Origin of the sequence: Halorubrum sp. SP9 (assembly GCF_005435015.1) — an archaeon.
Lineage (GTDB): Archaea > Halobacteriota > Halobacteria > Halobacteriales > Haloferacaceae > Halorubrum > Halorubrum sodomense.
The window spans coordinates 43474-68252 of record NZ_SGXU01000003.1 but is presented as its reverse complement, the minus strand read 5'-3'; the positions used below and the strand labels follow the sequence as shown (position 1 = coordinate 68252).

Annotated in this window: 39 protein-coding genes; 28 read left to right on the top strand and 11 right to left on the bottom strand. The window is 65.2% G+C overall.

Annotation, left to right across the window (positions count from 1 at the left end):
* The first annotated feature begins 3 nt into the window (after positions 1-3).
* A complete protein-coding gene (locus tag EXE45_RS03260) occupies positions 4-828 on the top strand; it encodes a hypothetical protein (protein WP_137693521.1) in 825 nt (274 codons plus the stop codon).
* Complete coding sequence (locus EXE45_RS03255) at positions 825-1004, top strand: hypothetical protein (RefSeq protein WP_137693520.1); 180 nt, start codon at positions 825-827, stop codon at positions 1002-1004. Before EXE45_RS03260 ends, EXE45_RS03255 begins: the two co-directional genes overlap by 4 nt.
* Positions 1005-1008: 4 nt before the next feature.
* Here the strand turns inward: EXE45_RS03255 and EXE45_RS03250 are convergent, their stop codons facing one another.
* Positions 1009-1443, bottom strand: a complete 435-nt coding sequence (locus EXE45_RS03250; RefSeq protein WP_137693519.1) for a hypothetical protein — start codon at positions 1441-1443, stop codon at positions 1009-1011.
* Positions 1444-1569: 126 nt separating this feature from the next.
* Between EXE45_RS03250 and EXE45_RS03245 the strand changes: the two genes are divergently transcribed.
* From EXE45_RS03245 to EXE45_RS03190, 12 genes are all read left to right on the top strand, one after another.
* Complete coding sequence (locus EXE45_RS03245; RefSeq protein WP_137693518.1) at positions 1570-1878, top strand: hypothetical protein; 309 nt, start codon at positions 1570-1572, stop codon at positions 1876-1878.
* Positions 1878-2399 carry a hypothetical protein gene (locus tag EXE45_RS03240; protein WP_137693517.1) on the top strand — a complete coding sequence of 174 codons (522 nt, stop codon included), beginning with the start codon at positions 1878-1880 and terminating at the stop codon, positions 2397-2399. Before EXE45_RS03245 ends, EXE45_RS03240 begins: the two co-directional genes overlap by 1 nt.
* A complete protein-coding gene (locus tag EXE45_RS03235) occupies positions 2400-3128 on the top strand; it encodes a hypothetical protein (protein WP_137693516.1) in 729 nt (242 codons plus the stop codon).
* 13 nt (positions 3129-3141) lie between these two features.
* Positions 3142-3426 (top strand): hypothetical protein, encoded by a 285-nt coding sequence (locus EXE45_RS03230; RefSeq protein WP_137693515.1) that lies wholly within the window; start codon positions 3142-3144, stop codon positions 3424-3426.
* Positions 3427-3517: 91 nt separating this feature from the next.
* Positions 3518-3892 (top strand): hypothetical protein, encoded by a 375-nt coding sequence (locus tag EXE45_RS03225; RefSeq protein WP_199233591.1) that lies wholly within the window; start codon positions 3518-3520, stop codon positions 3890-3892.
* A 1-nt stretch (position 3893) separates the two neighbouring features.
* On the top strand, positions 3894-4238 hold the full coding sequence (locus EXE45_RS03220; RefSeq protein WP_137693514.1) for a hypothetical protein: 345 nt from the start codon (positions 3894-3896) through the stop codon (positions 4236-4238).
* Positions 4235-4792: a hypothetical protein gene (locus tag EXE45_RS03215; RefSeq protein ID WP_137693513.1), complete on the top strand. Its 558-nt coding sequence runs from the start codon at positions 4235-4237 to the stop codon at positions 4790-4792. The genes EXE45_RS03220 and EXE45_RS03215 overlap by 4 nt, the downstream gene beginning before the upstream one ends.
* 31 nt (positions 4793-4823) lie before the next feature.
* Positions 4824-5561, top strand: coding sequence for a hypothetical protein (locus EXE45_RS03210; protein WP_137693512.1), 738 nt, complete (start codon positions 4824-4826; stop codon positions 5559-5561).
* The gene (locus EXE45_RS03205; RefSeq protein WP_137693511.1) at positions 5561-6133 is read left to right on the top strand and encodes a hypothetical protein; all 573 of its coding nucleotides are present in this window, start codon (positions 5561-5563) and stop codon (positions 6131-6133) included. The genes EXE45_RS03210 and EXE45_RS03205 overlap by 1 nt, the downstream gene beginning before the upstream one ends.
* 1 nt (position 6134) lies before the next feature.
* Complete coding sequence (locus tag EXE45_RS03200; protein ID WP_137693510.1) at positions 6135-6347, top strand: hypothetical protein; 213 nt, start codon at positions 6135-6137, stop codon at positions 6345-6347.
* On the top strand, positions 6344-6523 hold the full coding sequence (locus tag EXE45_RS03195; protein ID WP_137693509.1) for a hypothetical protein: 180 nt from the start codon (positions 6344-6346) through the stop codon (positions 6521-6523). The genes EXE45_RS03200 and EXE45_RS03195 overlap by 4 nt, the downstream gene beginning before the upstream one ends.
* Positions 6520-6786 (top strand): hypothetical protein, encoded by a 267-nt coding sequence (locus tag EXE45_RS03190; protein ID WP_241989418.1) that lies wholly within the window; start codon positions 6520-6522, stop codon positions 6784-6786. The genes EXE45_RS03195 and EXE45_RS03190 overlap by 4 nt, the downstream gene beginning before the upstream one ends.
* Positions 6787-6808: 22 nt before the next feature.
* On the opposite strand, the gene EXE45_RS03185 is transcribed toward EXE45_RS03190, so the two are convergent.
* The gene (locus EXE45_RS03185; protein ID WP_137693508.1) at positions 6809-7498 is read right to left on the bottom strand and encodes a hypothetical protein; all 690 of its coding nucleotides are present in this window, start codon (positions 7496-7498) and stop codon (positions 6809-6811) included.
* A 69-nt stretch (positions 7499-7567) separates the two neighbouring features.
* Positions 7568-7804 (bottom strand): hypothetical protein, encoded by a 237-nt coding sequence (locus tag EXE45_RS03180; RefSeq protein WP_137693507.1) that lies wholly within the window; start codon positions 7802-7804, stop codon positions 7568-7570.
* A gap of 86 nt (positions 7805-7890) precedes the next feature.
* On the opposite strand from EXE45_RS03180, the gene EXE45_RS03175 reads away from it, so the two are divergent.
* The gene (locus tag EXE45_RS03175) at positions 7891-8169 is read left to right on the top strand and encodes a hypothetical protein (protein WP_137693506.1); all 279 of its coding nucleotides are present in this window, start codon (positions 7891-7893) and stop codon (positions 8167-8169) included.
* 28 nt (positions 8170-8197) lie between these two features.
* Here EXE45_RS03175 and EXE45_RS03170 read toward each other — a convergent pair whose 3' ends face one another.
* A complete protein-coding gene (locus EXE45_RS03170) occupies positions 8198-8587 on the bottom strand; it encodes a hypothetical protein (protein ID WP_137693505.1) in 390 nt (129 codons plus the stop codon).
* A 128-nt stretch (positions 8588-8715) separates the two neighbouring features.
* Between EXE45_RS03170 and EXE45_RS03165 the strand changes: the two genes are divergently transcribed.
* The gene (locus EXE45_RS03165) at positions 8716-9078 is read left to right on the top strand and encodes a nucleotide pyrophosphohydrolase (protein WP_137693504.1); all 363 of its coding nucleotides are present in this window, start codon (positions 8716-8718) and stop codon (positions 9076-9078) included.
* A gap of 1 nt (position 9079) precedes the next feature.
* On the opposite strand, the gene EXE45_RS03160 is transcribed toward EXE45_RS03165, so the two are convergent.
* Genes EXE45_RS03160 through EXE45_RS03150 form a run of 3 tightly spaced genes read right to left on the bottom strand, consistent with a single transcriptional unit; the run spans position 9080 to position 11163 of the window.
* Positions 9080-10273 carry a hypothetical protein gene (locus tag EXE45_RS03160; protein ID WP_137693503.1) on the bottom strand — a complete coding sequence of 398 codons (1194 nt, stop codon included), beginning with the start codon at positions 10271-10273 and terminating at the stop codon, positions 9080-9082.
* Positions 10274-10324: 51 nt separating this feature from the next.
* Positions 10325-10963, bottom strand: a complete 639-nt coding sequence (locus EXE45_RS03155; protein WP_137693502.1) for a hypothetical protein — start codon at positions 10961-10963, stop codon at positions 10325-10327.
* A complete protein-coding gene (locus EXE45_RS03150) occupies positions 10960-11163 on the bottom strand; it encodes a hypothetical protein (RefSeq protein WP_137693501.1) in 204 nt (67 codons plus the stop codon). The genes EXE45_RS03155 and EXE45_RS03150 overlap by 4 nt, the downstream gene beginning before the upstream one ends.
* A 110-nt stretch (positions 11164-11273) precedes the next feature.
* Here EXE45_RS03150 and EXE45_RS03145 point away from each other — a divergent pair, with 110 nt between their 5' ends.
* The 6 genes from EXE45_RS03145 to EXE45_RS03120 all read left to right on the top strand — a co-directional run bounded on the left by EXE45_RS03145 (position 11274) and on the right by EXE45_RS03120 (position 15438).
* The gene (locus EXE45_RS03145; protein ID WP_137693500.1) at positions 11274-11471 is read left to right on the top strand and encodes a ribbon-helix-helix domain-containing protein; all 198 of its coding nucleotides are present in this window, start codon (positions 11274-11276) and stop codon (positions 11469-11471) included.
* Complete coding sequence (locus tag EXE45_RS03140) at positions 11471-11746, top strand: hypothetical protein (protein WP_137693499.1); 276 nt, start codon at positions 11471-11473, stop codon at positions 11744-11746. The genes EXE45_RS03145 and EXE45_RS03140 overlap by 1 nt, the downstream gene beginning before the upstream one ends.
* Positions 11746-12786, top strand: coding sequence for a site-specific integrase (locus EXE45_RS03135; RefSeq protein WP_137693498.1), 1041 nt, complete (start codon positions 11746-11748; stop codon positions 12784-12786). The genes EXE45_RS03140 and EXE45_RS03135 overlap by 1 nt, the downstream gene beginning before the upstream one ends.
* Positions 12787-13097: 311 nt before the next feature.
* A complete protein-coding gene (locus EXE45_RS03130) occupies positions 13098-13754 on the top strand; it encodes a trans-aconitate 2-methyltransferase (RefSeq protein WP_137693497.1) in 657 nt (218 codons plus the stop codon).
* Between the two features lie 67 nt (positions 13755-13821).
* Complete coding sequence (locus tag EXE45_RS03125) at positions 13822-14655, top strand: thermonuclease family protein (protein ID WP_137693496.1); 834 nt, start codon at positions 13822-13824, stop codon at positions 14653-14655.
* A 33-nt stretch (positions 14656-14688) separates the two neighbouring features.
* Positions 14689-15438 carry a hypothetical protein gene (locus EXE45_RS03120; RefSeq protein ID WP_137693495.1) on the top strand — a complete coding sequence of 250 codons (750 nt, stop codon included), beginning with the start codon at positions 14689-14691 and terminating at the stop codon, positions 15436-15438.
* A 452-nt stretch (positions 15439-15890) separates the two neighbouring features.
* Here the strand turns inward: EXE45_RS03120 and EXE45_RS20285 are convergent, their stop codons facing one another.
* Entirely contained in the window at positions 15891-16034 is a 144-nt protein-coding gene (locus tag EXE45_RS20285; RefSeq protein WP_017344624.1) for a hypothetical protein, read from the bottom strand.
* 132 nt (positions 16035-16166) lie between these two features.
* Between EXE45_RS20285 and EXE45_RS03115 the strand changes: the two genes are divergently transcribed.
* Positions 16167-18092, top strand: a complete 1926-nt coding sequence (locus EXE45_RS03115; protein WP_137693494.1) for a DEAD/DEAH box helicase — start codon at positions 16167-16169, stop codon at positions 18090-18092.
* A gap of 52 nt (positions 18093-18144) precedes the next feature.
* Here EXE45_RS03115 and EXE45_RS03110 read toward each other — a convergent pair whose 3' ends face one another.
* Both EXE45_RS03110 and EXE45_RS03105 read right to left on the bottom strand, forming a co-directional pair.
* Positions 18145-18699 carry an adenylate kinase gene (locus tag EXE45_RS03110; RefSeq protein WP_092924185.1) on the bottom strand — a complete coding sequence of 185 codons (555 nt, stop codon included), beginning with the start codon at positions 18697-18699 and terminating at the stop codon, positions 18145-18147.
* Entirely contained in the window at positions 18699-18983 is a 285-nt protein-coding gene (locus EXE45_RS03105) for a hypothetical protein (protein WP_092924188.1), read from the bottom strand. Before EXE45_RS03105 ends, EXE45_RS03110 begins: the two co-directional genes overlap by 1 nt.
* A 163-nt stretch (positions 18984-19146) precedes the next feature.
* On the opposite strand from EXE45_RS03105, the gene EXE45_RS03100 reads away from it, so the two are divergent.
* From EXE45_RS03100 to EXE45_RS03080, 5 genes are all read left to right on the top strand, one after another.
* On the top strand, positions 19147-20871 hold the full coding sequence (locus EXE45_RS03100; protein WP_092924191.1) for a thiamine pyrophosphate-binding protein: 1725 nt from the start codon (positions 19147-19149) through the stop codon (positions 20869-20871).
* 72 nt (positions 20872-20943) lie between these two features.
* Positions 20944-21435: a hypothetical protein gene (locus EXE45_RS03095; RefSeq protein WP_137693493.1), complete on the top strand. Its 492-nt coding sequence runs from the start codon at positions 20944-20946 to the stop codon at positions 21433-21435.
* A gap of 87 nt (positions 21436-21522) precedes the next feature.
* A complete protein-coding gene (locus EXE45_RS03090) occupies positions 21523-22587 on the top strand; it encodes a Gfo/Idh/MocA family protein (RefSeq protein ID WP_137693492.1) in 1065 nt (354 codons plus the stop codon).
* A gap of 55 nt (positions 22588-22642) precedes the next feature.
* Positions 22643-23839: a DUF418 domain-containing protein gene (locus EXE45_RS03085; RefSeq protein WP_137693491.1), complete on the top strand. Its 1197-nt coding sequence runs from the start codon at positions 22643-22645 to the stop codon at positions 23837-23839.
* Between the two features lie 65 nt (positions 23840-23904).
* Positions 23905-24132 (top strand): flagella cluster protein, encoded by a 228-nt coding sequence (locus tag EXE45_RS03080; RefSeq protein ID WP_092924203.1) that lies wholly within the window; start codon positions 23905-23907, stop codon positions 24130-24132.
* A 134-nt stretch (positions 24133-24266) separates the two neighbouring features.
* Here the strand turns inward: EXE45_RS03080 and EXE45_RS03075 are convergent, their stop codons facing one another.
* Entirely contained in the window at positions 24267-24674 is a 408-nt protein-coding gene (locus EXE45_RS03075) for a transcriptional regulator (RefSeq protein ID WP_092924206.1), read from the bottom strand.
* Positions 24675-24779: the final 105 nt, after the last annotated feature.

Below are 24779 nucleotides of genomic sequence, written 5' to 3'. Positions count from 1 at the left end.
CAGATGCACATGCTCGTAAGCGCGGTCTCGGGATGGGGGAAAGGCTGGCTGGCGCACGCTCTCGCCGAGAAGAACATCAAGGGCGACACCTACGACCGCGTCGTCGTGCTGGACACGTCCGACGAGTTCCGGGGTCTGGTGAGTAAAGAGACCGGGCCGGGGCTCGCGTCGCACTGGTTCGCCGGCCCTCGCGAGCGGGACCACTTCGACCCCGGCGTGTGGGGCAACATGATCGACCGGAACGAGGCGCTCGTCGTTGGCCGCCACGTCGACAAGGACGACTGGCAGGAGGTCGCTCGCGACGTGATCCTCGCGTGTCGCCAGTCTGAACACGACGTGCTGGTCGTCATCGACGAGGCGCACGGGGTCGCTCCGGAGAGCGAGGGATACCCCGACGAGATCAAGGGTCTCGCGACGGACGGCCGGACCGAGGGCGGCTCGGCGACGTCGTCGATCTGGATCACTCAACGGCTCGCCCAGCTCTGTAAGAAGATAGTCGGGAACTGTACCGCCCGGTTCCTCGGCGGCTACCAGTCCGGCAACGACCTCAACGCGGTGAAGGACGTGCTGGAGTACCCGAAGGAGGCGCACAACACCGGCGGGCAGTCGGTCCCGAACCTGCCGGCGAAGCTCCATGCGTCCGACGAGGGCGCGATCTCTGTCCGAAAGTGGATCGAGGAGGGGCCGGACGGCGAGCCCCAGACAGTCAACTCCGAATGGATCTACTCCGACGACTCGGGGAAGATCGAGCGCGTCGAGTCGAACCGCTACGAACCGGAGTGTGACCACGTCGGCGCCGAGGGGAAACGCATCGAGGTGGGGCTGTGACCCGTCCGAGCGAAGAGGTGGCCCTCTATGGGGAGACGGCGGACAGCTTCCGCGAGGTAAAAGAGGAGATCGAGGCCATTCGGGGCCACGAGGTCGCCCGAACTAGAGTCGTCGAGGATCTGATGCTACTCTATCGACAGCATGGGCTCCCCTACGACGACCCGAGAGAGAGATGATTCACTAGCTAAAAAAGCTGAACCAGTCTCTGAATTTGTACCCCCCAATTCCGAAGAGGAGAGGAAGGAGCGTATACAGTATTCCCGGTTGTACACCAGCTTGTACAAAGAGTTGAGCGACTTGTGCTAAGGCTCCGACAGATAGAATAACTGTTAGAGCCATGATGATTGCTTGAATCCGGTTCTGACTACGCTTTTCTTCTCGACTCGCTGCGACCTCAAACCCCTTCGGCTCAAGTAAATAGAATCCATCCTCTCGTTGAGAAACCAAGTCATGCTGTTCCAAGAATGATAGCGCTGCTTGTACCTCACTAAATGACAAATCGGTATTCTCTACGATTGGATGATCCGGAGTGACTCCGCCTGCTTTAGAGAATCGTATCCACTCCTCTTCGCTGACATACAACAAGTGAAGTACCTCCTCCCAGTTTCGTTCCATGCGTACTGTTGAACGTACTTGATGTGTAATTTTTCGGGAAACCTCATACAACCACCAATAAAATTCATCCACGGCCAACTCAGCGGGGCGGCCTATCACAAACGGACCCCGTTTCGGTCCGCTCGCATGGCCTACGATGTAACGGCTGGCTTCGACAAGCTGGCTGATCAGCAGTTCATGATGGACGCCGGCGCGGTCGGCGGCGGCGTCCTCGGAGGAGAAGCGCTCGGATACCTCGCCGACGGCCACTCGGTCGCCGGCTTCGACACGCCCGCTGAACTCGGCGGGGTCGCTGTCATCGCTGGCGCCGAATACGCGCCGATGATCGAGGGACGGACGAAGCGACACCTCCAGGTCGGCGGCGGTGTCGCCCTGATCCTCTCGCTGATGGAGCGTTTCGGTGTCCGCGACTCCCTGAATGAGGTGCTCGCCTGATGGCGGACATCTACATTTCCAACGGCTCGGCGTCCGAAGTCGTCGTCAAGCACACGAACGCGGCCGGGATCGAGCGGGCGACCCCGATCCTCGAAATCGACCCGGACCGGGGGACGTTCCTCCGGCTCCTGAACCGCGTGGCGCGCGGCGACGAGGTCGGGATTCCGGTCTACATGAAGCTCCGCGACTCGAACGGCGACCCGCTCCCGACGAACACGCTCGTCAAGTTCGAGCTGGAGCGCGCCGGCGGCGACGACCAGCACAAGGTGAGCGAGGAGGTCAAGCAGATCAGCTTCTGGAACTCTAACGACATCACCACGCAGCGCGACGTCGACAACATCGACAACGCGAAGGTGACGCTGGAGTACCCAGAGGCCGCCAGCGAGAACGGTGCGGCGCCGTTCCACGACGTTCGGGACGTGGACTCGTTCTACGTCTCGGTCGAGTCGGCGGCCGAAATCGACTGGAACGAGTCGGAGTTCTACTTCGACACGGCCGCCATCGAGGAGGGATCGCGGTAGATGTTCGACGAAGTGATGGAGCGACTGGACGACGCGAACGTGCGTAACACGGCGCTCGCGCCGCGTCAGTTCGAAACGTCGACCAACTCGCAGGGGTCGCTTTCGGACATCGCGACGCTCGTCGCCGACACCGCGCTCGCGCTCCGGACCGGGCGCCGCAACCCGCTCCGCATCGCGGTCCCGGCGTACCAGTCGTTCACCACGGCGGGCGACGGGAGCGATCAGACGTTCAACGTCACCCACGACCTCGCTGAATGCCCGGACACGCAGGACGTGGTGGTCTGGTTCGACGACGCCTATCAGGGGTCGCCGAAGTCGATCAACCACGACACCGACGAGTTCACCGTGTCGGGGCCGGGATCGGCGGTCACCGTTCACGCCTACTACATCAGCGGGAAGGCGGCGACGTTCGAGCTCCGCAAGAAGACGCCGTCGGCGAAGACCTCGAACTCCGAGAAGCTCTACGAGGCAAATCTCGGGCTGATCCACGATGCGAACCAGTCCGAACAGCCGGAGTTCCTCGAACTCAACGAGTCGGCGCTCCAGCGGTTCCTCGCGAGCGACATGGAGCTGACCGCACGACTGAAGGCACCGTATCAGGTCCGTTGGACCGACCCGGACGGGGACGGCACGGAGCCGACGAACGCGCTCCTTCAGGTGCCTGCCCAGAAGTCCAACGGCGAGATCGAGGGACTCACGTCGGCCATCAGCGCCGACATGGGTCGGTAGCGAGGGCGTCACCATGTCCGATTTTTCGACGACAGTCAACGGCGATCCGTGGCAGAGCCCGTCCATCAGCGACGGCCCCGTGACGACGATGGGGTCCGGCGGTGCGCCCGGGGGCGCGTCGGGCGCCGACGGTCTCGCCGCCGACGTGGACGTGACCGACATCGAGAGCCCGCTGTCGAAGTGGCTCGCCGACTCGCGCTGGTCGCGGCGTGACCTCGAACTGCTCACCGACCTCATCGGTGCGATCGGAACGCTCGGATTCCTCTACCTCGCGCTGAACGGAGGTGCCGGCGCGTGAGCCGCGTCGAGACCCGCGTGGAGGTCGAGGACCTCTCCGAGGGAGAGCGCGATCGACTCGAAGAGGAGCGCAAGGGCGACGGGGGTGAAGCGTGACCGACGTGGTCCCGGCGCCGAGCGCGGAGGACATCCCGGTCAACGAGCCGGTGTCGGTCGACATCGGTCCGGGCCAGCAGGCGACGGTGACGTTCACCGCCCGCCAGCGGACGAACGACGGGTTCGTGCTCCCGACCGTCGCGGTCTCGAAGCGGTCGCAGTCGACCTACGAGATCACGATGGACGACGAGGAGGTCTACGGCCCGGCGTCGATCCCGCCGACCGATATCGACGATCTCGGCGTGTGCTTCGTCCCGGCCTACGAGTTCGGACAGGAGCTGGAGGTTCAGGTGGCGAACCTCTCCGACACCGAGCGGGAGTACCACGTTCAGCCGATCGGCTACGAACGCCGCGGTAACGGGGGTGCCTGACGTGGGGCTTGAGAGCGAGGTGGAAAAGATCAAGGCCCGCGGAGCGTCTGGTACGGCCCTCACGGACGGCCCGGAGGACATCTCCGACGGCAGAGAGGCGAGCCTCTCGACGGGGACGGGAGCGGCGTCGTCGGCGACGCTGTTCATCGCGACCGAGGGCGCCGTGGGGCTCACGATCGAGTTCTCGCCGGACGGTGAGACGTGGAGAGAGCCGGGCGACGAGTCGCCGATCGGCTTCGACGCGGCCGGTGAGGACGTGGCGTTCATCGACTACGACGCCGCTGCGGTCCGAATCACTGCGTCGAACGACACCCCGGTCGACCTCGATCTGCGGGTGACAGCATGACCCGCTTCCCGGCTTCCGGCGGCGGGTCAGGGCCGCCCTACACCTACGTGATGGACGGCTACCCGAGCGACGCCGAGGAGGGCGAGAGCCTCTATCATGTCACAGAAGACGCCGCCTACGTGTACACCGGAAGCTCATGGGTCGAGCAGACCGTTACGAACCACGGGCAACTCGCTGGTGTGTCGGCGGCCGATCACCACAGCCGATATACTGACACCGAAGCCCAGTCGGCGGTCCACGACAGGCCCACATCTACGCAGCAAGCATCCGGTGGGACTCATCGGCAATATATCAGCTTGGGTATTGAAAACAGCAGCCCGCAGATCGGTTCCTACGTTGAGAGGGTCAGTTTTTCCTCGACTTACGACTCTACTGACCAAGTGAATTACACTATAAACGGCTTCGGCGGCACTATCGAGTCCGGATCGTTTGGAGCGAATAGTGGCACGGTGGTCTCTGTCAACGAACTTGTTGACACCATCTCGGGCGGCTATCAGGTCGTTCTCGACTGGGTAGAGGTGCCATCCGGTCAGAACCACACCCACCCGATTTAGAGCAAACACATGAGGAACGCCTAAAACGACAATGAACTACGATTCGATAATTGACGGCGGCGGATCGGGAGGTACGGACGACAGCGACGGGTCCGGGTCCTTTTGGGATCAGGACGTGGAGACGAGCAGCGGAGACGACGCCGACGCCGATGATGCCGGTGTGACCGACCTCACGCCGGAGGACGACGACTCGGGCGGGCTCGTTGATGACGGATCGAGCAGCGGCTACACGTCGATCACGAACGACGGCACCGAAAGCACGGTCAACGACGCCGACGCCTCGGACGGCTCCGACGGGAGCGACACCTGGGGCCTCGACTCGGACGGCAGCGACGGCGGCGACGGCTTCGACACCGACAGCAGCGCCGACGACACCGACGACTGGGAGGACAGCGGCTCGGGCGGCGGCTACACCACGATCACGAACGACGGAACCGAAAGCACGGTCAACGACACCGATCCGGTACAGGGAGACGACGCCAGCGACTACGAGGATGCGGCGTCAGATGGCATCTGGGGCGAGGGCGACGGCTCCGCGCCGGACAACTCGGACGGGTCGAACAGCGTCGACGTGGGAGAGCAGATCGACGCTGCGCTCGCCGAACAGCGCGCCGCCTACGAGGCGCAGATGGCGTCGCTGATGGAGTCCATGCCCGTGCCCGACCAACTCGGCGGCGCTGACTCCGGCGGCGGCCTCTCGCCCGTTCTCGGGGGGACCGCCCTGCTCCTCGCCGGGGCCGGCGCCCTCTACGTCGGAGGGGGCGACTGATGCCCGGAGCGCAGGGCGTTCAGATCGAGGATGTCGATCTGCCGGATTCGCTAGATCCGGGTGACTCCGCGACGGCTCGGATCGACATGACGAACACGAGCAACTTCATCAACCCGTGGAACGCCAACCGCTGTAACGAGGGCAACAACTACGGGCTGCTCGTCGAGGGCGTGCTGGTCGGCCCGGACGGTGAGGAGTTCGTCGGCGATACCGTCTGCGCGAAGCAGCACGACATCGTCGCCTCCTACGAGGCAACGTCCGAGGTAACCTTCGAAGCGCCCGAGAGAGACGGCACGCACCGATACGACGCGTTCGTTCGGATGGCCGAGACCGGTGAGGAGTCGAGCCGGCTGTCGGAGTCGGTCGACGTCTACGGCGACAGCGGGGACGCGCCCGAGGAGGCGCCGGACGACGCGGGTGAGGGGCCCGGTTCGGACGATCTCGCGTGGCCGACTGGCGGAGAAAGCGGCGTTCAGACCCGGATTCAAGCTGCCGCCGCGATCGCGCTGCTGTTCGGCGGGATGTATGTCGCCGGACAGCTCTTCGACATCCAGCTCGGGGGTGGTGCCTGACGTGACCCCGACCGTTCAGTACGTGATCGCAGTTGCGGCCGCGATTACGGCAACTGCGGCCGTCGGGACGCTGGGGATCGCGGTCTCCATGTGGCGCAACCAGAAACGGATGCTGCGGACGATCTTCGGCGCCGAGCAAAACGAGGCGTGGAACGGGCTCGTGGAGATGGTCCTTCGGCATCGCCAGGTGCTGGAGGAGGAGGGTCACCTGTGATCGACGCGGCCGTGGAGTGGGCGGTCGCCGATGGTCCGCCGAACTGGATGTTCGCGCTGGCGCTGCTTACGCATCCGAAAGTGTGGTCTGGAGAGGCCGTGCGAGCCGTCCGGAATCGTCTCGGTAACGGTCCGACCGACGACGGAGATCCCGCCGACGGGGAGGTTCAGGCGTGAAGTTCTTCGACCCAGAAGAGGAGCCGGACGGGGACGCGCTGGCGCCGCACCACTTCTACGTGGGAGTGGCGCTGTCGCTGTTCGGTTTCGCGTCGATCTGGCCGTACTACCCCGCAACGGGAGCGGGCTTCGCGTTCATCGGCCTGCTGGTCGCGCTCGACGACGTGATCGAGCACATGACGCCGTACCCGACGCCGCTCGATCAGGTGTGGAAGCGGGTGGTCTTCCCTCTAGTCAAGAAATTTGAGATGATCAGTAGATGAAACGTCTGTCCAACACATAATATCAAATTGCTCCCACCCGATCTGCTATCTCTGTGAGCAAAATCATGCTTATAACTAAGCCTATTGCCACAATTGGTGAGAGGGCAAAATCAAAGATTGTGCGCCATATCAACACTAGGAGTAGACTAATTAATCCAAAGAATACGAGTTGTCTACTCTCAGTGTTTCCAATCAGTCCCTTATCAAAGAATTTTCTTGTACTCTTGGCGCTTTTTCTTACATTTCTTAAATCTTCTACTGTCGTCGTTTCTAGATCCTCTCTTTTGTTCGCATCGTCCAGTTCAATATTGGATTCATGAAATTCACTAACCGTTTCGAACTCATGTTCTTCCATGAGTTCAATTAGACGATCCAACTTATCTTCATTTGATCGGGCTTCTCTCACCGCATTCATGCGTAATGTGTTGTATATTCTGTACAAAACTACACCAATAGCAATGATTCCTAAGGAAATCGTCATTAGTGAAAGCTCTATTAAAATAGAATTTGTATCAAAATACAACGACTGTGCGCTGAAAATTGCCCCTACGATCAACACTCCGCCGCCAAATAAAAGAACCATACCTAGTGAGACATGGGTTCTGTTATCTTCTGTCGAGAGGTAGACTTGAGTCAATAGTGCGAATACTGGAAGAGTGAGCGCAACTAGCTGGAGTATCCCTAACGCAATCTGTACATCATTGGTTGACATCAACCTTTCTTCATGCTACCAGCCTATAATAATTTGAGATTGTATTTCAGATGTGCTTCTTGGGTTCGCTCAAACAAACGCCTGCGTCCGCTCCTCAGTATGCTCACTGACGACCTCGTCCACGCCCTCTCGGTCGACCATCGCTGCGTGTAGCGCCTCGCCCGTCATCATCAGCTCGCTCATATCGTCGGCCTGCTCGATCCCCTCGTCCCACGCTTCACGTTCACCGGGACGGAAGATCCCACGATCGTCGAGCGCGGCGACCAATTCACGCAGATCCTCGCGATAGGCGGATTGGAGAGACATGTTTCACTTTTACCCAGCGCCCATGGCTTATGTCTTTATTTAAACACCCGCTTCGTCCACGTGTGCCGCCAAGTAGGACGCAGCAGATGATTGTTGAGCAGCGCGCGAAGGAACTGGAGGATTTCCGGCGGATGCTCCGACCGGAGGCGGAACAGGCGTTCGGCGAGGTGCTGGGGATGATGGGCGCCAACGCTGGCGCTGCGGATTACCTAGAGCCGGCGTCACCGCGGCGAGGGATGGACCTCTCGCTGTACATCGAGGCCGAGCTGGAACGGCAGCAGTTGCGGCAGGAAGTCGCCGATCTAGAGGCCGAAATCGAACAGATCAAAGAATATCTCGCTGGGGAAGCTGTCCCCGTCGAGTGAGTTCCGAGGGACTGATCAGGATGTTCGGCTAGAATGCGGGGTGGAAAATAAACAATAACCCTAGTACCGCACACCCTCCAAGGATTATATCCGCACTCCGACCTGTCTCGTCCATGATTTTCACGGGTAAAGCAACCATAAAAACACCTAGTGCTTGGTATCCACTCAGAATCACGAGATCGTAGATCGTCTCAATCGACTCCATCACGAGTGCGACTATTCCTACTGCTATCGCCAACCCAACCAGAATTTGTGTATTTGAGGCAAACTGACCGTTTACCCTCGCAGCACCTCCCTTGAAGCTCACAAATGGGAGTCCTACAAATAGCCCTAGAGAAGCGAGAGCCACTAGATTGAGTATTAATACCATTTCTTGAGACAGGTCCGGGAGGGCTGCCGCAAATGATTCGATCACCATACAGAACCGGTGACATGTTATCTTATAATTGTTTTGTAGGATTCAATAAATTAAGATCGTTAGTACTGTGTAGCCGAATAATGAAACCACGAACTGATTGATGTACCTCCACGGTAGACCTGTAGGTGATGACCGGCCTCGACGATCTTACTGAACGCTACAAACGCTTCGTCGACGATCGCGACTGGGACCAGTTCCACACGCCGAAGAACCTCGCCGAGGCGATCAGCGTGGAGGCGAACGAACTGCTCGAAATCTTCCTCTGGCACGACAACCACCCCTCCGAAGCGGTCCGTACCGACTCTGAGGTGCGGGATCGCGTCAAAGAGGAGGTCGCCGACGTGGTGATCTATTCGATCGCGATGGCGGAGCAGTTCGACATCGACCTCGCAGAGGCCGTCGCGGAGAAGATGGAAGACAACGAGGAGCGTTTCGACGAGGAGACGGCGTTGGAGATAACCGAGAGCCTCAGCGAGTGGCAACGCGATTGAGCTAGAGCAGGTCGCTAAAGACCGACACGGACTCACTCAGGCCTTTGATCGTCTCGTCGTCCACCCAGACAGTGTAGATCCCCTCGCTCTGGAGGTCTTTCAGGAACCGCGCGTAGCCGTCGGTGGGACGCTGGGACAGGACCAGGAACCGAAGCGGGTCGTCGTCGAGGTCGCCGAGGCGGAAGTCGCGGTAGCGGTACTCCGCGAGCTGGCCGATCGCGTATCGGATCTGATCGCGTTCGTTACTCTCGTCGATGTACTTCGCCTCTGCGAGCAGGTGCGTATCGTCGCGAGTAGCGATCAGGTCGCTGTACTCGGTCTCTTCGACGGTGAACCCGCTGTCCGCGAGCGTGTCCTCAACCACGTCGAGGATGTGCTCGTGTTCCTGATTCTTCTGCTGTGTGTCGGCGGTGTCGCGGACGAAGCTGACCTCAGTCTCGTCGCCGGTCACCTCCACGTCGTCGGCACCGCTCCGATCGCGACGGGAGCCGCTGGAAGGGCCTCCGCTGCTGCTCCCGCCCGAACTCCTGTCGGAGCTGCTACCGCGCTGTTGACGGGAGCCCGAGCCGAGTCCGCCGCTGCCGGTCGAAGTGGGCGAACTCGTCACGAACTCGCCGTCGTTCTCGGAGTCGTGTGTCGCGGAGGGCGTGTCGCGCTCGTCGACATCCACGCCGCGTAGGCGGCCTTCGAGGAGCGGTCTGAGCTTCTGGATCTCCTTCACCTCGGACATGACGCCCATCGGGTTGAACGAGTAGCCGGCGTCCTCGCGCATTTCTCCGAACGTGAGGATGTTCTCGGAGAGGGCGTGAGACTCGTCGATGAGCTGGGTCTCTTCCTTCTCGGAGACCGGGACGCTCTCGACGGCGTCGCTGTCGCCGAACCAGTACATCTCCTCGAAGTAGATCAGGAACGGGTAGTCTCGACCGCCTTGGAGCTCCTCCAGCCAGACGGCCTCGTCCTTGGTGTCGAACCCGCCGACGACGCCGACGCCGATCACGCCGCCGCCGGCATCGTTGTCGTCGATGTACTCGGGCTTCGTGCCGTGGAAGAGGAACACGTCGCCCGCCGAGATGCGTTCCCACTTGCTTCGCTCTCCTTCAGGGAGGCCCCAGAACCCGTGGTGAAACGTCGTAACCCAGTGTTCAATCCGGCCGGAGAACTTGTAGACGGGAGCGTTCAGGAGGTCTGATCGCATCAAGTAGTGTACAGTTGGAATCGGTGATAAATTGTGTCGTATAGAATGAATTCACTGCTGGCTGCTCTGACTCGAATTCTCAACAAAGACGGCATCAGAGCTGTGTAAAAGTTCGGTGATTCCCTGTTGATGTTCGCCGCCAGTAACGAGAACGGCCTCATCATATTTCTCAGAGTGAGACTGGATTCGCTCTGCGATGTGGCTGTTTCTGGCATACTGATTCCCAGCTAAGAATGCTAGAAACAGACTGGAACCAAATCCAAATAGAAGAGTGAAAACAAACAAATATTCATTCAAAACACCCGTTTCCAGAACTATGAGTCCGATTAGCCCCAGTGAAATCCAATTAGACATGCTCCAAAGCTTTGATTCATCTTGGATGAGCTCAAGAGCGGGAGCATCCGTCGGAACAATATCTGCTCCATATTCCATCTCAAGATGTTGTTCAATCTTCTTATCCTTCTCAAAAGCTAGTTGAACCGCTGGTAGAACGACCTTCCCCCATAGAATCATAGTACCAACCAACAGCGGCGCTAAGGCAAACGTACTACCGTATTCTCTTAGGGTAGGTTTCCTTACGGAATCTTCTGTAAATACCACATCCGGAGAAGAGACGTTCTTTTCAATCTCACTTATTCTCTGATCGATCTTTCTGCTGGCGTGCTTTCCTGAGTTAATGTACAATCTCATTTATTTTCCGCAAATAGAGAGGGATTCTCAATAGCAGCAGCCATAAGCTGTCGTATGGCCTCCGCACGGGTCATGTCCATTGGGACTTTTCCCTCGATTTGCGCTTTCTTTAGAGCTCGATCAAACTCGTCGAGGAACTCATCATTTACACGAGCTGTGACATTTGTGGATTCTTGATCCGGATCGTAAGCACCGCTCATGTGCCTTGTGTGAAGTTACTAATTCAATAATCTCTGGATTACAGTTTGTAATCTCCAAATCTCCGAGATGGAGAAAGTATTAAGTTATTCATCTCTCAATGTGAGGTCGCATGGCGCTATCAGTCAATGTGACCGTCAACATGCCGATGGAGATGGTCGACGACGTGACCGAACAGGCCGAAGAACACGGAATGAGCCGTGCTGAGTACATCCGCTTCCTGATCCGGCAAGCCGACGACTCGCCGTTCGCGGTGCCGGAGCAGTCGCTCAGTTCGGCGGACGGCGAATCGAAGAAGGGCCCCGCGTGATGACCCAACCTAACGAGACACCCTCAGGGCCCGTCGAAGACAACGCGAGCGACCGTAAAAAGCGTGCGGAGCGCGCTGCCACGCGCAGCGTCCCCGACGTGCGGAGACGCGACGACGCGGTGACCCGTCTCGTCAAGCTGCGCACCGCATACGGAACGAGAACGGTCGTGACCGCGGTCTCCCCGCTCGCGACCGACTCCGCCGCCGTCGACCTCGCACGGCGCCGCGAGGAGATCCCGCCGAGAGAGTTCAGAACCGGCGAGGTGGTCGCGTAGTGGCGGACCTCGAACCGATCGAGCCGTCGAAAGCGGTCGACCTCTACCTGCGAGGCCGCGACGACATCAGCGAGAACACCCGCGAGTCCCAGCTCTACGACCTCCGCGCATTCGTCGCGTGGACCGACGAGGTGGGCCTCACGAACATGAACGAGCTGTCCGGCCGCGACCTCTACGAGTTCCGCGTCTGGCGACGCGACGGCGGCTACTCCGGCGAGGAGATCGAGACCGTCACGCTCCGGGGAACGCTCGCGACGGTGCGCGCGTTCCTCCGGTTCTGCGTGACGATCGACGCCGTCGAAGACGAACTCTGGGACAAGCTCCCGCTCCCGGTCGCGGGCCGCGACGAGCAGGTGAGCGACAGCACCCTCGACCCGGATCGCGCCGTCGCGATTCTGGAGCACCTGGACAAGTACAAGTACGCCAGCCGCCAGCACGTCATCCTCCTGCTGCTGTGGCACACGGGGTGCCGGTCGGGCGCGATACGCGGCCTCGATCTCGGCGACCTCGACCTCGACGGCACCCGAGCCCGTGGCGAGGGGCCGGCGGTCCACTTCGTCCACCGACCGGACACCGGCACGCCCCTCAAGAACAAGGGGCCCGGAACGCGCTGGAACGCGATCAGTCAAGAGGTGGCGACAGTCCTCCGCGACTACATCGACGGCCCGCGAAAGGAGGCGACCGACGAACACGGCCGGCGGCCGCTCCTGTCGACCCGGCAGGGGCGAATCAGTTCCTCGTCCATCAGGAGTACGCTGTACCGCGTGACGCGGCCCTGCTGGCGCGGCGAGGCGTGCCCCCACGACGAGGACCCGGACACCTGCGAGTTCACGGAGAGCGGCCACATGAGCCGCTGTCCGTCCGCACGCTCGCCCCACGACGTGCGGAGTGGCAGGGTGACGGCGTACCGGCGAGCGAACGTGAAGCGCGACCTCGTCGAGGACCGACTGAACGCGAGCGACGATGTCCTCGACAAGCACTACGATCGGCGCAGCGAGCGCGAGAAAGCGGCGCAGCGACGGAGGTACTTCGACATATGAATCGACAAGCACGCAGACGGCGAGCGACGGGTAGCGAAACCAGAGATGCCACGTTCGGGGAGGGCGGACTTCCTTTTCAGCCGGTTTGTAGTGGCTGGAGATCGGCTTGTCCCCCGTCCTCGTGAGCGAAGCGAACGAGGGCTCGGAAGTCGCGCGCAGCGTAGCGAGCACGTCTTTCGGAGTTCAATTCGGGGAGGGCGGACTGACACTCAGCAACCGCTCGCTATCGCTCGCGGTTGCTGACCGAGTTTCTTACCAGTGGCGAAGCGCCGAAGCGTTGATTTCAACCGGCGCACACCGTGCGCGTGCCGATGTCGTTTCCGTCGACCATCGACTGGGACGCCCACTGGGAGGCGACGGACCGGGACGAGTTAGACGAGATGCGCGTCGCCGGCGAGCGGATGGTCAACCGACTGGAGCGGCTCTTCGACGGGTTCCCCGCGTCGCTGGCCGACGTCGGCTGCGGTCCGGCGTTCATGCTGTTCGAGGCCGCCCGCCGTCACCCGGACACGACCCTGTTCGGATACGATGCGGCCGCGTCCGTCGTTCGACGGAACCGATCGATCGCCGACGAGCGCGGGGCCGACGCCCTGCGGTTCGAGACGGCGCGGCTCCCGGAGTTGGACGTCGACCGCCGGTTCGAGTGCGTCACGTGTATCGCCACGCTCCACTACGTCGCGGACGTCCGGTCGGCCCTCGACGCGCTGTACTCACGGGTTACGCCCGGCGGGCGCCTGATCTTCAACTACCCGAACCGCCACACCAGACGGGCGTACTTGGAGGACCCGGACATCGATCCCGAGCGATTCGAGCTCGTGCTCGACGGCGAGAACCTCCTCACCTACGAGGCGATCGAGGACGCCCTCTCTCGGAGGCCCCGGAGCTTCTGGAAGGCGGTCGACGAGGACGACTGGCGCTCGATCGGTCGGGCCAACCCCTGCGTGATCGTCGACAAGCCCGAGGGCTGATCCCGGTCGAGCGCGAGGCGGACGACACCACCACCCGATTTTTCACGACTCCCGGCGACGAGCGGGTATGAGCGTTCGCTGGCGGTCGATCGCCGTCGTCCTCCTCGTCGCGCTCGCCGGCTGCGCCGGCGCGCCGGTCCCGGACCTCGGCGCCGACCCGCCGCCCGCCGACCTCGACTCGCCGCCGGAAGACCCGGACGGCGTCGACCCGAACGACCCGGACGACACGGCGTGGACCGGCACCGTCGTCCGCGTCGTCGACGGCGACACGATGGCGGTCGAGTTCCCGAACGGCGAGGTCGACACCGTCCGGCTGCTCGGCGTGGACACGCCCGAGACGAGCGCGGGGTCGACGGCTCCCGGCGAGTTCGAGGGCATCCCGGACACGGACGCCGGCCGGGCGCACCTCCGGGCGTGGGGCGACGAGGCGTCGGCGTTCGCGGCGTCGGAGCTCGCCGGCGAGGCGGTCACGGTCGTGACCGGCGGCGACCGCCGGGGGAGCTACGGGCGCCTGCTCGCGGTGCTGTACGTGGACGGCGAGGACTTCAACGAGCGCCTGCTCACGGAGGGGTACGCGCGGCTGTACGACACCGAGTTCGCGAAACGCGACGCGTACGCCGCGGCCGAGGCGGACGCGAGGGAGCGCGGCGTCGGGCTCTGGGCGTTCGACGAGTCGGACTACCCCACCGAGCCGAGCGAGGTCGACGACGCGGACCTCCCGCCGCTGCCGCCCGACGGCGACTACGACTGCGGCGACTTCGACACGCGGGCGGAGGCGAACGCGGTCCTCGACCGGTCGCCGGGCGACCCGCACGCCCTCGACGCCGACGGCGACGGCGATGCCTGCGAGTCGTTCCGCCGGTTCGGGGTCGAAACGGGCGCTTCCCCTGCGTCGGCGTAACACACTTAAGAGCGCGCTCGGTACGGTGTCGTAGTGGCATCCCGACAGGGCGGGTCGGGGGACGCGGAGCCCCTCGGGCCCGGATCGACGGAGCGTCGGACCGCTTCCACGACCGCCGCCGCGAGCCGAGAGGACGACGTGCGGCCTCGGTCGCCGCCGGAGTCGCCGGCGCGCCGCCGCGAGCGGGCCGGCCGACCCGACCGACCCACGGACTATCGGTCGGTCGATTCCGCCAACGGCGGAGAGGCGTCCGCCCGAACGCCGGAGGACCCTCCGGTACGCGACCCCTCCCTCTACGCGCTCACCGACCACTTCCGCGAGCGGCTCGAACAGCCGGGTCGGTACGTCTCGACGCGCACCGTGAGCGACGCGATCCGGAGCGGACAGCTCCGGTGGAACAACACCGACGGCTGGCGGTTCGCCCTCGTCGAGGGCGGCGTCCGCTTCGTCGTCGTCGTGAGCGACACGGAGACGAACTCCCCGGTCGTCGTCACCGGGTGGACCGAGGTCGCGGACCGCGAGGCCGCCCTCGAGGCGTCCCGGTGGGACTGGGTCGACGTCGACACCATCGCCGTGCGGGCCGCCCTGAGCGAGTCGGCCTCGACGCCGATTCCGGACCGGATCCGACCTCGGGCCGTGACCCGCCCGTTCGAGGTGGGCGCTCACCGCCTCGAAACCGCTCCCGGCGACCCCTTCGTGCGCTGTACCGACTGCGGCTGTCGGTTCCGCTCGAAGGAGGGGATCACCTCGCGACGGTGTCGGCAGCGGTCGCCGGGACGATAGCAGGCGGCTCTGTTTCCAAGCAATTCCCGGGTGTTCACGCGATTCGCGAACGGCTCGGCTGTGCGGCGGCGTGTGCCTGCGAGCGGTCGCTCCGACGACCGCGAGACGGCACGCGCGAGGGAGCGGTGAGCGCTCCGAGAGCGCGAACCGCGAGGCTGGGGAGGCGTGAGGTGCGGTGCGGTTGCGGTCGGGTGGGACTTCGGCGGCGTTCACCGTCGATTCGTCAGAAGCCACTCATAAACGAACGGTTGAGACTTCAGAGGTGTTCTCCGCGATGGCGAGAGTGGTTACGTATAAACAGCAGCTGAATTTCCGAAGTCGATCCAGCCAGATCGGTGACGACGCGGCCGCTCGGGCCGCCGTCGGACGAGCAAACCCGCCCTGGCCCAGTTATTTATAGATAACACACCCGCCCGCCGTTTCGGAGGCGGCGTCGACTCGGCCGGACCCGTTCACAATCCGATGATGTCGTCGAGTTCGACGTCGCTCACGCGGCCGCCGCATACCGCGCACTCCGATACGTCACGGGGACCGGCCCCGCCTTCCATGTGAAGGTTGCCGCACTCGGTACACACTTCGAATTCAGCGTCGAGCATGGGGGCGGGGGTTTTTCGAATCCGCCGTATATGTCTTGTGTCGGAGACGGCTGACTGTGCCGGGGGCGGTCGACCGCCGGGGCGTCGACCAGTGACGCTATCCATTTCCGCGTCGCGGCCGAAGCGGCGGTGATGACCGACGACACCGGCGACGACGCCGGCGATGACTCCGGAGGCGACGCTCCCGACGACGACGCGACGCCCGACCCCGACAGCTCCGACGACGATCTCTCCTTAGACCGCTTCCACGAGGCGCTCGAAGCCGAGGAGCGCCCGGTCGCGACCGCGAGCGAGGTCGCCCGGCGACTCGGCACGACGCAGGCCGCGGCCCGCGACGCGCTCGCCGCGCTCGTCGACCGCGGCGACGTGGACCGGCTCGATGTCGAGGCCGACCCCGTCGTCTTCTACCCGCGCGACTGGGGCGCGCTGGCGAGCCGCGAGCGCGTCGTGGCCTTCCCGAAGCGCCGCGAGATCGTCGTCGACCGCCCGACGCAGTACACCCGGGCGCGGCTCTCGCAGTTCGCGCAGCTCGTCGACACCACCGGCACCGAGCCGGGGACCCGCGGGTACCTCTACCGGATCCGGCAGGAGGACGTGTGGGCCGCGCCGTTCGACGACGCCGGCGCGCTCGTCGACGCGCTCCGCTCGGTGCTGCCGCGGCGGTTCGAGCACCTCGAGGAGTGGGTGCGCGACCAGTGGCGCCGCGCGCACCGGTTCCGGCTGTACACCCACGCGGACGGCTACGTGGTGCTCGAGGCCGCCTCGGAGAACCTGATGGGCAACGTCGCCGACCAGCACCTCGACGACGACCACCTCCGCGCGCCCATCTCGGACACCGAGGCGTGGGTCAACGAGGACGCCGTCGCCGCGGTGAAGCGCGCGCTCTACGACGCGGGCTACCCCGTCGAGGACGACCGCGACCTTGAGACCGGCGACCCGGTCGAGATCGACCTCACGACCGACCTCCGCGAGTACCAGGCGACCTGGGTCGAGACGTTCCTCGACCGCAAGTCGGGCGTGTACGTTGGGCCGCCCGGGTCCGGCAAGACCGTCGCCGCGATCGCGACGATCGCGGGCGTGGGCGGCGAGACCCTCATCCTGGTCCCCTCCCGCGAACTCGCTGACCAGTGGCGCGAGGAACTGCTCGACCACTCCACGATAGACCCCGCGGACGTCGGACTGTATCACGGGGGCACGAAGGACGTCCGCCCCGTCACGATCGCGACCTACCAGATCGCCGGGATGGACCGCCACCGGAGCCTCTTCGACTCCCGAGAGTGGGGACTGATCTGCTTCGACGAGGTGCACCACGTCACCGCTCCCGTCTACTCTCGGACGGCCGAGTTCCAGAGCCGACACCGGCTCGGGCTCTCCGCGACGCCCGTCAGCGAGACCGGGAGCGAGGAAGACGTCTACACTCTGATCGGCCAGCCGATCGGCGCCGACTGGGATTCCCTCTTCGAGGCGGGCTTCGTCCAGGAGCCGGAAGTGGAGATCCGCTACGTCCCGTGGCGCGACGAGACGGCCCGCAACGAGTACGCCGCCGCGGACGGCCGGGAGCGCAGACGGCTCGCGGCCGAGAACCCCGCGAAGGTCGAGGAGATCCGCTACCTGCTCGCCGCCCACCGCGAGAAGAAGGCGCTCGTCTTCGTCGAGTACCTCGACCACGGCGACGCGATCGCCGACGCGCTCGGGGCCCCCTTCATCAGCGGCGAGACGCCCCACCACGAGCGGGCGGAGCTGTTCCGCCGGTTCCGGGCCGAGGACAGCAGCACTGACGGTACCGACGGCGACGGCCTCGACGTCCTCGTCGTCTCCCGGGTCGGCGACGAGGGGATCGACCTCCCGAACGCCGAGCTCGCCGTCGTCGCGAGCGGGCTGGGCGGGTCCCGCCGACAGGGATCGCAGCGCGCCGGTCGCACGATGCGGCCGACCGGCTCGGCGCTCGTCTACGTCCTCGCGACGCGCGGGTCGAGCGAGGAGGAGTTCGCCCAGCGCCAGATGCGCCACCTCGGTCGGAAGGGCGTCCGCGTCCGCGAGACGAACGTGGCGGAGTAGCCCGCGACGCGGTCCCCTCGGCCCGCGGCGTGAGTCGACCCGGGTCGCCCGGTCAGAGCGAGTCCGTCAGGCGCTCGGCCGCCGCTTCGATCTCCCCCTCGTTCTGGACGAACCGGACGGGCGCGTTCCGGTCCCTCGCGTACTGGAGCGCCGCGGAGCGGTTGAGGTCCTGCTCGAAGTCGATCTGACGTTCGGTGACTCCGTCGAGGTCGCGGTCGCTCTCTCGCCGCCGTTCGAGGATCGTCGCCGGCTCCGCCTCCACGAGGACGAACGCGTCCGGCGAGACGTCCTGAAGCACTTCGACCGGGAGCCCCTGGACGTAGCCGGTCTGCGTTTCGACCGCGAGGTGCGTCGAGAGGATCACGTTCGTCGTCTCCGCCTCCTCGGCGACGAACTCGCCCGCGCGACGCTGGAGGCGACGCGTCTCGGTCTGCGAGAGCGTGCCGAGTTGGGCCCGCTCGGTCGTGATGCCCATCGTCGCCGCCTGTTCGAGCATCACGTCCCCGAAGTTGATCAGCTTGTACCCGTCTCCGAGTCCGCGTCGGACCGCCTGACAGACGCTCGAGAGACCGACGCCGTTGACTCCCGACACGAGCGTGACGGACATCAGAAGCTCACCTCGTTCTCCTCGTCCCCCGGTATTCCGCCGCGGTCGTCGTAGTACCGGCGGCCGATGAACTGGGCGCCGACGAGCAGCATCAGCGTGTCGTAGAGGTCGTCCGCCGAGTCGAACGTCTCGACGTCCGATCGATCGATGACCGCCCGGATCGTCGTGGACTCCCCGTCCGGCGGCGACAGCTCCGTGTCACCGACCGTCTCCAGCACCTCGTCTCGGGGCGCCGGAAACTGTAGCTTCCTCGCGAACAGGTCACGAGTTTCTGGTAAGCGCATACATACCATATGTCAGCGCACGCGAGCATAAGTGTACGTGTGACCGGAGACGTCGCCGCGCCTCCGAGGCGTTCCCCCGACCGCGCCCCGCCGGGTCCCCGCCGACCGCTCGCGGCCCGTCGGCGGGCGAAGCTTTCAACACCCGCTCCGGCGACTTCGCGACATGGACGCCGACGAGCCTTCGCCCGCCGCCGACAGGGACGCCGAGCCCCCGACCGTCGCGGAGGCGGTCGTCGACGCCATGCTCGACCGCGGCGTCGACACCGTCTTCGGCATCCCCGGAAAGCAGACCCTCCCGCTGAACCGGGCGCTCGCCGACCGCGACGCGCGGTTCGTCGTCGCCCGCCACGAGACCGCCGTCCCCCATCAGGCGTGGGGGTACGCCGAGACGAGCGCGCCGGGCGCGATGGCCGCCACCTGCGTCGTCCCCGGCCCGGGCGACACGAACGCGATGAACGGGCTGAAGAACGCCCTGAACGACTGCGTCCCTCTCCTCCACCTCGCCGTCGAGACGGAGCGCTCAGTGCGCGGCGGCGACGGCATCCACGAGACGCCCCCGGAGACGTACGACACGGTCGTCAAGGAGAACGTCCTCGTGGACTCGCCCGCGGGCGCGGTCCCCGCGGTCGCCGAGGCGATCCGGACCGCCCGCGAACACCCGCAGGGCCCGGTCCGCGTCGGGATCCCGAAGGACGTCCTCGCGGGCCGCACGCCCCAGCCGGCGGTGGGCGACTGCGGCCCCTCGCCACCGCCGGCTCCGCCCGCGGAGGCGGTCGCAGAGGCCGCCGACCTCTTGACCGACGCGACGGCGCCCGTCGTCCTCGCCGGCGGCGGCGTCAGGCGATCGGACGCGAGCGACGCGCTCCGAGCGGTCGCCGAGGCGCTGGACGCGCCGGTCGTGACGACGTACAAGGGCAAGGGGACGCTCCCGGAGACGCACCCCCTGTCGGCGGGCGTCCTCTGTGGCGGGGCGAGCGCGGAGCTCCGCGACCTCCTCGCGGACGCCGACGCGGGGCTCGTCGTCGGTTCCGACCTCGACGCGGTCGCGACCGCCTCGTGGTCCGTCGCGATGCCGGAGACGCTGATCCACGTCACGCTCGACGGCGACGACGTGGGGTTCGGCTACGAGACGGACCTCGGCGTCGTCGCCGACGCCGACCGCTTCCTGCGCGCGCTCGACGAGGAATTCGCCGACGAGCGCGCGCCGCCTCGCGACCGCGACGGCGCCGAGCGCGCCGAGGCGGTCCGCGCGGCCGACCGCGACCGGTTCGCGGCGCTCTCCGAGGACCGGGACCGCGACGACCGCCCGCTCCGCTCGGTCGAAGCCCTCTCCGCGGTGCGCGACGCGGTCCCCGAGGAGGCGGTCGTCACCGCCGACGCCGGCGGGTTCCGGCTGTGGACGCTCGTCTCGTTCCCCGCGTCCGGGCCGCGCTCGTACGTCAACCCGGGCTCGTGGGCGACGATGGGCACCGGGGTCCCGTCCGCGATCGGCGCCAAGCTGGCGAACCCCGACCGCGACGCCGTCGCGCTCACCGGCGACGGGGGGCTCATGATGTGCGTTCACGAACTTCACACGCTTGCGAGCGAGGGGATAGACGTCACCGTCGTCGCGCTCAACAACGACGACTACGCGATCATCAGCGAGGAGGCGTCGCGCTCGTACGACTTCTCCGAGGGGGCCTACGGCTGGGGGGAGACCGGTCTCGACCTCGTCGCGGTCGCGTCGGGTATGGGCCTGCCGGCCGAGCGCGTCCGCGAGCGCGACGCGGTGGGTGACGCCGTCGAGCGCGCTCGGACTCGGGACGGGCCCGCGCTCGTCGAGGTCGTCACCGACCCGAACGAGCCGCAGGCGAGCGAGTGGATGACGGGACCCCGACCCGGGGAGTGACCGCTCCGTTTCACACCGAGCGTTTCCGAGATCTGAAGCGATCTATATGTGGGCCCGACGCCGAGTGCGCGTATGCGAAACCCGTGGGTTCACGACGACGTCCCGGACGATCCCGGAAGGGGCTACGACGGTCCAGTCCGGCTGTTGGCGGCGTTCATTTGGGGGTTGTTGGCCCTCTCCGTCGGCGGCTTCGTCCTGCTCTCCGGCGCGGGCGTCGTCGACCTCGCCGACGGCGGCTCGCTCGGCGAGGTCGTGACCGGAGTCGTCGCCGCGCTCGCGGTGGCGTTGGCGCTCCCCGTCCTCTTGAAGCTGCTCGCGATATCGCGCGCGCTCGCCGCCCTTGCGTTCCTCGTCACGGGCGCGTCCGTCGGTCGGTTCGTGATCGCCCGCGAGCCCGAGCGGTTCCGGGCGCTCCTCGACGCGCGCGACGGGCTGGCCGAGAACGCGGGCGCGCTCGGTGACCTCTTCGACGTCGTCGACTCGCTGTCGCCCGCGATGACCGACGGCGCGACGGCGGTCGTCGACGGCGCGATCGCCGCCGTCATCGCCTTCCCGGCCGCGTGATCCGGTCGTTCCGGGGGGCGAACTGTCGCTTTCGCGGCGCGCGCGACGGGACGTGAGCCTTAACAACTCCCGTTGTGAATCCCGTCCATGACGCATCCGAACGACGTCGCCGTCGGGATCGTCGGCCTCGGCGGTATCGGGTCCCACCACGCGACGAAGCTCACCGAGCGCGGCGCGAACCTCGTCGGCGGGATGGACATCGACGCGGACGCCCGAGAGCGGTTCCACGAGGAGTTCGACCTCCCCGCCTACGAGGAGGAAGCGGCCCTCTACGAGGCGTGCGACGCCGTGTTGGTTACCACGCCGAACCGCTTCCACGAGGAGTACGCGACCTCGGCGCTTTCGGCCGGGCTCGACGTCCTCTTAGAGAAGCCGCTGGCGCACTCGCTCGAGAGCGCCGAGCGCATCGCGGACGCCGCCCGCGCGGCCGAGGGGTTCTGTATGGTCGGGTTCAACAACCGGTTCGCGGAGCCGGTCCGGGTGATCAAACACTACCAGGACGAGGGGCGGTTCGGCGAGACCACCCACGTCGAGGCGAACTACGTGCGGCGGCGCGGCGTCCCCGGTCGCGGGTCGTGGTTCACGTCCGCGGACGTCGCCGGCGGCGGCGCGCTCATCGACATCGGCGTCCACGCGATCGACCTCGCCCTCTACTTCCTCGACCACCCCGAGGTCGTGGAGGTCTCGGGCGAGACGCGCTCGGAGTTCGGCGGGCGCGACGACTACGCGTACGTCCACATGTGGGGCGACGACGCCGGCCCCGAGGGGTTCGACGTCGACGACTCCGCGTCCGCGTTCATCCGCGGTGCGGACGGTTCCACGGTGTCACTGGAGGTCGCGTGGGCGACGAACCGCCCGGCGACGGATGAGTTCGTCGTTCGCGGCACCGAGGCGGGCGCGACGTTCGACCGCGGCAGCGGCGACCTCACGGTCCACGAGGCCGCCGTCGGCGGCGGCCACCACTTCTCGGACGCGACCGTGGAGACGCGCGACGGCGACGCCCACGCCGCCGAGCAGGCGACCTTCCTCGAGGCGGTCGCCGCGGACGAGGCGCCGGCGATCAACACCGTCGAGGAGGGGTTACGCGTCCAGCGCGTCATCGACGCGATCTACCGCTCTTCCGAGACCGGCGCGGCGGTCCGACTGGACTGAGCCGTTCCGCGATGGGAACCTATTCGGTGCTGGGGGCACTTCCGTCGGATAACTCGTGACCAGCGATCCCGGCCCGACGCCGCCCTCCGAACGGATCACCAGCCTCGACGCGCTCCGGGGGTTCGCGCTGCTCGGCATCCTCGTGATCAACGTCTGGGTGTTCGCGATGCCGGAGTCGACCCTGACGAACCCAACCACGTACGGCGACTTCACCGGCGCGAACTACTGGGCTTGGTTCGTCGGCCACGTGTTCGCGCAGAACAAGTTCATCACGCTGTTCTCGGCCCTGTTCGGCGCCGGGATCGTCCTGTTCACCGAAAGCAAGGAGCGGAAGGGACAGGACGCCGTCCGGCTCCACTACCGCCGGACCGCGGTGCTCATCGCGATCGGACTCCTCCACGCCTACCTCCTGTGGTACGGCGACATCCTCGTGGCCTACGGCCTCTCGGGGTTGTTCCTGGTGTTCGTTCGCGATCTGGAGGCCCGGAAGCTGGCCGCGCTCGGCGTCGGCTGCCTGCTGCTTTTCGTCGGCCTGCGGCTGTTCGCCGCGGTGTCGCTCGGTCCCGAGGCCGTCAGGGGGTTCTGGGCGCCCTCGGAGGCCGCGATCCGACGGGAGGTGATGGCCTACCGCGGCGGGTGGCTCGAACAGTTCGACCACCGCGCGCCGACCGCGTTCAACCGACAGGTCGGGATCGTCCAGAGCTTCTGGCAGATCGGCGGCACCATGCTGCTCGGCATGGCGCTGTACAAGTGGGGCGTCCTGACCGGCGACCGGTCGCGGCGGTTATACCGCCGGCTCGTCGGCGTCGGCGTCGTCGGCCTCGCGGTCGTCGTCGCGGGCGTCGCGTACATCCAGGCGAACGACTGGAGCGCCGACGCCGCGCTGTTCTACCTCCAGTTCAACTTCGTCGGGAGCTTCCTCGTGGCGGGCGGGTACCTCGGCCTCGTCATGCTGTACGCGGAGCGGCGCCCCGACGGTCCCGTGACGCGGGCGTTCGCCGCCGTCGGGCGGACCGCGTTCACGAACTACCTCCTCCAGACGGTGATCGCGACCACGATCTTCTACGGCCACGGCTTCGGGCTGTTCGGGTACGTCAGCCGCGTCGAGCAGTACGGGATCGTCGTCGCCATCTGGGCGGTCCAGGTCCCGCTGTCCGTGCTCTGGCTGCGGTACTTCCGGTTCGGCCCGGTCGAGTGGGTGTGGCGGACGCTCACCTACGGGGAGAAACAGCCGATGCGACTGAAGAGCTGACCGCGCGTTCTCCGAACTGAGACTCGCGAGGACACGTTCAACACCCCGCCGGCGAATCGCCGCCCATGACGAGTTTCGACGTCCACGACCACCGCCACGAACTGAAACAGCTCCGCGACGCGGGCGCGACGAGCCTCTGGGCGAACCGCGAGGGGATGGCGTGTCCCGTGTGCGACGACGCCTTCTCGCGCCTGTTCGTCACCCGACAGAGCGGGACGACGTTCCCCGAGAACGACGGCGCGCGGTTCTGTCTGCTGCGCGACGACGACGCGGTGTACCTGTTCAGACACTGAGCGCACAGGCGACCGGTTATCGGAGCGTCGGCTCAGCTGAAATCTCTTCTTCAGACGTATATTCGCCTGAAACGGCTGGTCGCTGAAGAGTGCGAATTGATCGCTGAGAATCCTCCAAGCTTGAGACGAACCGATTACGCACTCGCGGGGGCGCTGTCGGCATCCCCGTCATCGATGAGCGGGTAGTCCATGTGGACTTCGATGCGGTCGAATGGGACGACCGGTTGTATCGCGCCGCCGGGGCCGCCCTCTTCGAGCGTCAGGATACCCAGTACTTCCAGCTGCTTCAGGTTAGAGTGGACGTCGGACACGTCTCTCTCGACGAGCCGCGCCGCTTCGCGCATGCTTTCGGGGGCCTCCTCGGCGATCGCTCGGACGAGATTCAGGCGGAGCGGCGTGAGGCTGTCGACGAAGTCGTCGTAGGTTCCGAACTGGAGCGTCGCCTTTCCGTCTTGGTCGTCGTCCTCGACGTCCCGGACGAACTGGAGTGCGTCCTCACGGAGCTGTTCTCGGTCGCCGACGGTGATGTGGAGTGTGGTCATGGGTGGGGTGGCGGTGGATCATAAATGACCTCACTCATGATGTACTATACTCACTCCCGCAATCTCTCATCGCTACCCCAGTATTGAGCGCGATTGGGTCGGAAT